The sequence below is a fragment of the Schleiferilactobacillus harbinensis DSM 16991 genome (assembly GCF_000425885.1).
Classification (GTDB): Bacteria; Bacillota; Bacilli; order Lactobacillales; family Lactobacillaceae; genus Schleiferilactobacillus; species Schleiferilactobacillus harbinensis.
In genome coordinates this window covers 167822-173917 of the sequence record NZ_AUEH01000002.1, presented here as the reverse complement: position 1 = coordinate 173917, position 6096 = coordinate 167822, and the positions used below count along the sequence as shown (strand labels likewise).

The 6096-nt window shown below is 55.2% G+C and carries 7 protein-coding genes; 3 read left to right on the top strand and 4 right to left on the bottom strand.

Annotation, left to right across the window (positions count from 1 at the left end; translation table 11 throughout):
* Positions 1–81: 81 nt before the first annotated feature.
* From H627_RS0102180 to ald, 4 genes are all read right to left on the bottom strand, one after another.
* The gene (locus H627_RS0102180; RefSeq protein WP_027827606.1) at positions 82–276 is read right to left on the bottom strand and encodes a hypothetical protein; all 195 of its coding nucleotides are present in this window, start codon (positions 274–276) and stop codon (positions 82–84) included.
* A 143-nt stretch (positions 277–419) separates the two neighbouring features.
* Positions 420–887, bottom strand: coding sequence for a GtrA family protein (locus tag H627_RS16610; RefSeq protein WP_051225100.1), 468 nt, complete (start codon positions 885–887; stop codon positions 420–422).
* A 15-nt stretch (positions 888–902) separates the two neighbouring features.
* Positions 903–1355 carry a flavodoxin gene (locus H627_RS0102170; RefSeq protein WP_027827605.1) on the bottom strand — a complete coding sequence of 151 codons (453 nt, stop codon included), beginning with the start codon at positions 1353–1355 and terminating at the stop codon, positions 903–905.
* An 88-nt stretch (positions 1356–1443) separates the two neighbouring features.
* Positions 1444–2553: an alanine dehydrogenase gene (gene ald, locus H627_RS0102165; RefSeq protein ID WP_027827604.1), complete on the bottom strand. Its 1110-nt coding sequence runs from the start codon at positions 2551–2553 to the stop codon at positions 1444–1446.
* Between the two features lie 154 nt (positions 2554–2707).
* Here ald and H627_RS16605 point away from each other — a divergent pair, with 154 nt between their 5' ends.
* The 3 genes from H627_RS16605 to H627_RS16595 all read left to right on the top strand — a co-directional run bounded on the left by H627_RS16605 (position 2708) and on the right by H627_RS16595 (position 6094).
* Positions 2708–4162: an MFS transporter gene (locus H627_RS16605; protein ID WP_051225099.1), complete on the top strand. Its 1455-nt coding sequence runs from the start codon at positions 2708–2710 to the stop codon at positions 4160–4162.
* Between the two features lie 45 nt (positions 4163–4207).
* Entirely contained in the window at positions 4208–5044 is an 837-nt protein-coding gene (gene map / locus H627_RS16600; RefSeq protein WP_051225098.1) for a type I methionyl aminopeptidase, read from the top strand.
* 84 nt (positions 5045–5128) lie between these two features.
* The gene (locus tag H627_RS16595; protein ID WP_051225097.1) at positions 5129–6094 is read left to right on the top strand and encodes a YihY/virulence factor BrkB family protein; all 966 of its coding nucleotides are present in this window, start codon (positions 5129–5131) and stop codon (positions 6092–6094) included.
* The last annotated feature ends 2 nt before the right edge of the window (positions 6095–6096 follow it).

Sequence of the window (6096 nt, the reverse complement as noted above, 5' to 3'; positions counted from 1 at the left end):
TCGCCGTACAGCTCCCGCAAGGAAGCGGCCAAACCGTCGATTCCTTTGCGCAGGTCCGTTTTTCCGCAAATGATATAGATGTTAAGCTCTTGGATATTGGGGAACATTGCCTGTCAACTCCTGGAGCACCACGTGCAGAATTGCCCGGTCAACACCGGTGTAAAACACGACCTCGGCGTCCTTGAGCTTCACTCGTGCCGCAACCTGCGGTTTGACCAGCGGCTTCGGCGACCGGTCGGTCACCTGGATCGGCACGATATCTTTGATTTGAACCATGAAAGGCCTCCTTGTTTACTTGATAAACCAAGTTTACAAGGAGGCCTGCACCGGGTCACGATACCTATGTCAACGACCGTTTACGAAAGAACGGCCGGCTGAATTTGAATAATCAGTAACGCCACGCAAAAAGCGCACCGAATTTAATCGATGCGCTTTTTGTTTGCCTGCCGTTCCCGCAGCCGTTTGACAGCAAAATGATTTTGCCGCAAAAAGGTCCAGCGGGAGGTGGCGTAATTGCACAGGCCGACTAATACTTGGTCAATGATCTTGGCCCACATGCTGGGAATCCCCAGGAATGAAATACCAACGATCATGATCACGTTGTCCGCAACGAGGGACAGCAGGCGGAAGCCGAAGAACGACACAATTTCACTGCCGACGACCAGCCAGTCTTCATAGCGGCTATGGAACACCAGGGACTTGGTGAGAGCAAAGGAGACGGCATTGCTGATGATCCAGGCGACGTTGTTGCCGATCACGTACGGAATGTGCCACACATGAGTGAACACGAAATACACCAGGATGTTCACGACCGAAGCCATGAAGCCATACACCATGTACCGTAGGAAATGTCGATACTTATGCACCAACGCACGCCAATTGGGCACGGGGATCACCTGCTTTTAGTTTTGCGCGTTGTACGTTGCCAGCAGTTGTTTGGCAAAGGCTTGCAGCGCCGTAATGTCGTCTTCTTCGGGGGCTAAATCGATTTTGACCACCGGAGCGCCCTCAACGGCGCCGGTTTTTTTAAAGGCGTCGGCGAAGTCGTCCACGGACTTGGCAAAGTCATCGTAAAAAGTGTCGCCGGAGCCGGCACAGCCAAAGATCTTGCCGTTTAGGTCTTCCTCTTGCAGATCTTCAAAGAAATCCACCGCTTCATCGGGCAGTTCGCCGTCACCATACGTGTAGGTGACAATGATATCGATGTCGTAGTCTTCGAATTCAGCGGCGTCGGTCTGGGAGATTTCAGATACATCCACGTCGACGTCTAGGTTTTCAAACGCTTCTTCCAAAATGTCGGCGATTTCTTCGTCGTTACCGGTCATAGAAGCATACACAATTTTGGCACTGGCCATGAGTTAAATTCCTCCGATTACCTTGCGTCAGGCAAGGATAGATATATGGATAGATTATAACAAAGGCCAGGGGGAAAGCAATTTGGATTTAGAGCAACTTGTTCAATGGTGTGAAGGGAATATCCAGATCAGCGGCGGCGGCTCCCAAGGTCATGTGCCCTTGATAAGTGGCCGTACCCCGGTAAAGGTCCTGGTTTGTCTGCAACAGTTCAACCAGCGGGGTGCTGGCCAGCTGGCGGGCGTAGCCGATGGTGGCGTTGCTCAAGGCGTAGGTGGCCGTTTGCGGCACGGCCCCGGGCATGTTGGCCACGGCATAATGAATGACCCCTTCTTGGACATAAGTGGGATCGTCATGGGTGGTGACCCGGCTGCCGGTTTCGAAGATGCCGCCCTGGTCAATGGCAATATCGACGATCACAGAGCCGTCCGGCATGTCGCGGACCATCTGGCGGCTGACCAAGGTCGGTGCCCGGTGCCCCGGCAGCAAGACGGCCCCGATGGCGACGTCGGCGGTCTTCAAGGCATTGGCGATGTTGCTGGTGTTGGACAGCAGCGTTTGGACCCGACCATTGAATTGGTCGTCGATTTCCTTGAGCCGCTCCACGTTCACGTCGAGGATCGTGACCCGAGCGCCTAAGCCCAGGGCGACCCGGGCCGCGTTAGTCCCGGAGACCCCGCCGCCGATGACGACGACCCGGCCCTTGCGGACACCGGGGACGCCGGCCAGCAGGATACCTTTGCCGCCGTGGTTTTTCTCCAAATATTCAGTGCCGATTTGAGCGGCCAGACTGCCGGCGATCTCACTCATTGGCGAGAGCAGCGGCAGGGAGCCGTCCTCTTTTTGCACGTTCTCGTACGCCACCGCGTTGACCTTGGCTTTAAGCAGCGCCTCGGTCAACGGCTTGTTGGCGGCCAAATGCAGGTAGGTGAACAGCAGCAGGCCGGGCCGCAGGTAGTGGTACTCCGCGGGGGTAGGCTCCTTGACCTTCATTACCATATCGCTGGCCCAGGCGTCATCTGCCGACCCCAGCGTGGCGCCGGCTTCTTGGTAGGCGGCATCCTGGATACCGGAGCCAACCCCGGCACCGCGTTCGACACAGACGGTCTGACCGTCGTGGATCAATTCATGCACGTCCTCAGGGGGCAGCGCGACTCGATTTTCATTATTCTTGGTTTCTTTGGGAATTCCTATTCTCATATTAAGCACTCCAATCTCTCACCTATCAACTATACCGTAAGCGTTTTTCAAAAGCAAAAATAGTGATGGACCGGCCTAGGCAGTTTTCACGATTTTTTTAGCTGATTGTGCTATCCTGAAGGGGATTAAATAACAGTTGTCTGGGGGCATGGGGATGGCCAAGAATACGCGGCGGCCCAAGTGGTTGCAGGTTCTGATTGATTCGTTCACCTTCAAGAGCACTGGCTTATCGTTTATTCAAAAACTAAAAATATCGCTGCCGGCACCGATCCTGTCGGTCAGTCAAGTCATTATTCACCAGGTCTACATCAAATATTACACTGACGTGATCGGCTTGAACGCTAACTTGGTCGGGCTGGTCTACGTGATCTACAACATCTGGAACGCCCTGAATGATCCGCTGATCGGGGCTTTGATCGACCGCCAGCCTTATCGCCCGGGCCGGGGCAAATACGTGTACCTGCTGCATGTGACGGTCCCGTTCATGATGCTGACGACGATCGCGATGGCCTTTACCCAACCCAGCTGGAGTCAGTGGGCGAAGTTCGGCGTCTTCACCGCGGAGCTGTTCTTCTTCGACACGGCCGCCACGGCGTACGGGGTCGCCTATGGGTCCTACGTGCAGATTGCCGCGCCGACGAAGGAAGAACGGCTGGATATCGGCACCATCGGCAACTACTTGACCTATGGGATGTCCTTCCTGGCCACCATGATTCCCACTTTGCTGCTGTTCCAAGGCGGCAATAAGAGTCTCTTCATTCCCGTGCTCTCTGTGGTAGTGGCCGTCCAAACGTTAATCTTCATCCTGGCACTGCGGGGCTTGAAGGATACACCGGAGATGTACGCGACGCTGAAACCGGCCAAGCGGAACAACAAAGAAACGCTGCGGGCCGCCTGGGTGATCATCAAGTCCCGGCCGTTTTTGACCAGTATTACCTATTCCATCATTGCCATGGGGGCCATCAGCTACTATTCCACGGCATTCCTCTATTATATGGACGCAGTGATCCACGCCCCTGGCACGACGGCGACGCTGCTGAATTTCATCACCCACTTTGTGGCCTTGGCCTTGATGCCGCTGATGAATTACGCGGTGAAGCGCTGGGGGACGAAGACCAATATTTACATCGGGATGATCGCGGCGACGATCGGGTATATTGGGCTGACGTTTGCCCATACGATTCCGGAGGTCTATCTCTATTACGGCTTGATCGTCTGCTGTACGATTTACTTCGCCACCGCGACTGCGCCGATGAATGCCTTGATCATTGACGAAGACGAGTGGCGCACCGGGATTCGCAAGACCGGCCTGTACAGCGGGCTGTTTTCCATTTTCACCACGTCGCTGGGCAGTATCCAAATGATTCTTTACACCTCAATCATGAGTGCCACGGGCTACCGCGGCCAAGTCGCCGTGCAAAGTGCCCAGGCAGTGCGGGGGATTCGCTTCGCCACCGGTGTCTTGCCTTTGATCAGTATTTGGGTGGGGCTGCTGGCGATGATTCTCTATCCTTTCACTCGCCAGAAAGAGCAGGATATTTCAGCGGAAAGCCGGCGAATGCGGACGGCACCCCATGACCCAGTTGCGGTTTCAGAAAATAAAGGCTAACCTGTGCTATAATTCTGATGAACAACACAAGGAGGAATCTGTTAAGTGATTACATTAAAATCACCCCGGGAATTGGACGGGATGCAGCGTTCAGCACAATTGCTGGCAGCGACCCATATCGGTTTGCGGGACATCATCAAGCCGGGCATCTCCAGCTGGGAGATCGAAGAGTTTGCCGACCATTTCATTACCAGTCATGGCGGGAAGCCTTCGGAAAAGGGCTTTGAAGGATATAAATACGCGACCTGTGTCGCTGTCAATGATGAAGTGGCCCATGCAGAGCCGCGGAAGAACTTATACTTACACAACGGCGATGTTGTTAAAGTCGATATGACCGTGAATCTGGACGGTTACGAAAGCGACTCTTGCTGGGCTTATGCAGTGGGGCAATTATCCCCTGAGGACGCACACTTGATGGCGGTGACGCACAAGGCGCTTTACCTTGGGATCGATGCCGCCACGGTGGGCAACCGGATCGGCGACATCGGCTGGGCCATTCAGAGCTATGTCGAAGACGAAGAGGGCATGGGCGATGTCCGGGATCTCATCGGTCACGGCATTGGGCCCACGATGCACGAAGCACCGAACGTGCCCCATTATGGCGAACCGGGTCAGGGCTTGCGCCTGAAGGCTGGGATGACCATCACCATCGAACCGATGGTCAACTTAGGGACATGGAAGATCAAAGCGAAGACACTGCCGGGCGATACGTGGGAATACTACGTGTCCGCTGACGGCTCCACGTCTTGCCAATATGAGCACACCTTGGTGATCACCAATGATGGGCCGAAGATCCTGACCAGTCAGGATCCCGTCTTTGACGCGAAGTATCTGTACAATGGCGTCACCGAGAATCCGTTTGTCGAGAAAGTCGCCAAATAATTTCTGTTTCACCGCGCGTTCGACCAGCTGGCCGGGCGCGTTTTTTGGTACAATTGAAGAATAAGTCGGAAAGGAGGCGGCGCCATGGCCCGCCCAATGCCCCGGTATCGGCTGGTGCCGTCCGCCCCAGTCGTTAAGCCCACGCGGTGGGCCCGGGTGGGGCAGTTTATTGCGGACATTATTGCCCGCTTTTCGGAGCCGGCGGTCCTGTCGGCGCCGCCAGTGATCACGTACTACCTGCTGCTGTCGGTTTTCCCCTTGATCATCGTTGTAGGAAATTTGCTGCCGCTGGTCGGAATCACACCGCAGTTTGCACTGAGCTATTTGGCGCCGATCGTCCCCAGCAGCATCATGGCTGCCTTTGAACCAGCAATCATTGCCCTGTTGCGGGACCGCAGCGGCGGTTTGCTGTCTTTTGGTATCGTGACGACTCTCTGGACGGCGAGTCGGGGATTCAACGCGATGCGCAATAGTATGAATTATGCCTATGGGGTCCCCCGGGCGGCCAGTGCACGGGAAGGAATCATCACTTTCTTTGGTCGTCGCCTTTTTTCTTTCTTGCTCACCCTGGCGTTTATCCTGGTATTGGGTGTGCTGATGCTGCTGTTTATCTTTGGCGGCCAATTTTTGGAGTGGCTGATTCCGCTGCTGCGCCTACCCACATCTTGGTTGGATACTTATCGGACCTTGCGCTGGCCGGTCGCCGTGGGGGCTAACTTGATTCTGGGCATGCTGCTCTATTTCTTTTTGCCCAATGCCCGGATGCGCTGGTGGACAGTACTGCCCGGGACGGCCGTAGCCACGACAGGCACGATGCTGCTGTCCCAAGGCTTTTCCGTCTACATGCGGTATTTCGGAACGGGCTGGAACTCCTACGGTCGAATCGGGACGGTGATGATCGTCCTGTTGTGGATCAACTGGACCGCGACAATTTTTGTCTTTGGGGCGGTGGTCAACGCGGTGACTCAAGAAACTGCCCATGGCACGGCGCCCACCAGCGGCAGCCGGTTTGTCGATTGGTGGCGGCGGCACAAAAAGCACACAGAATAATG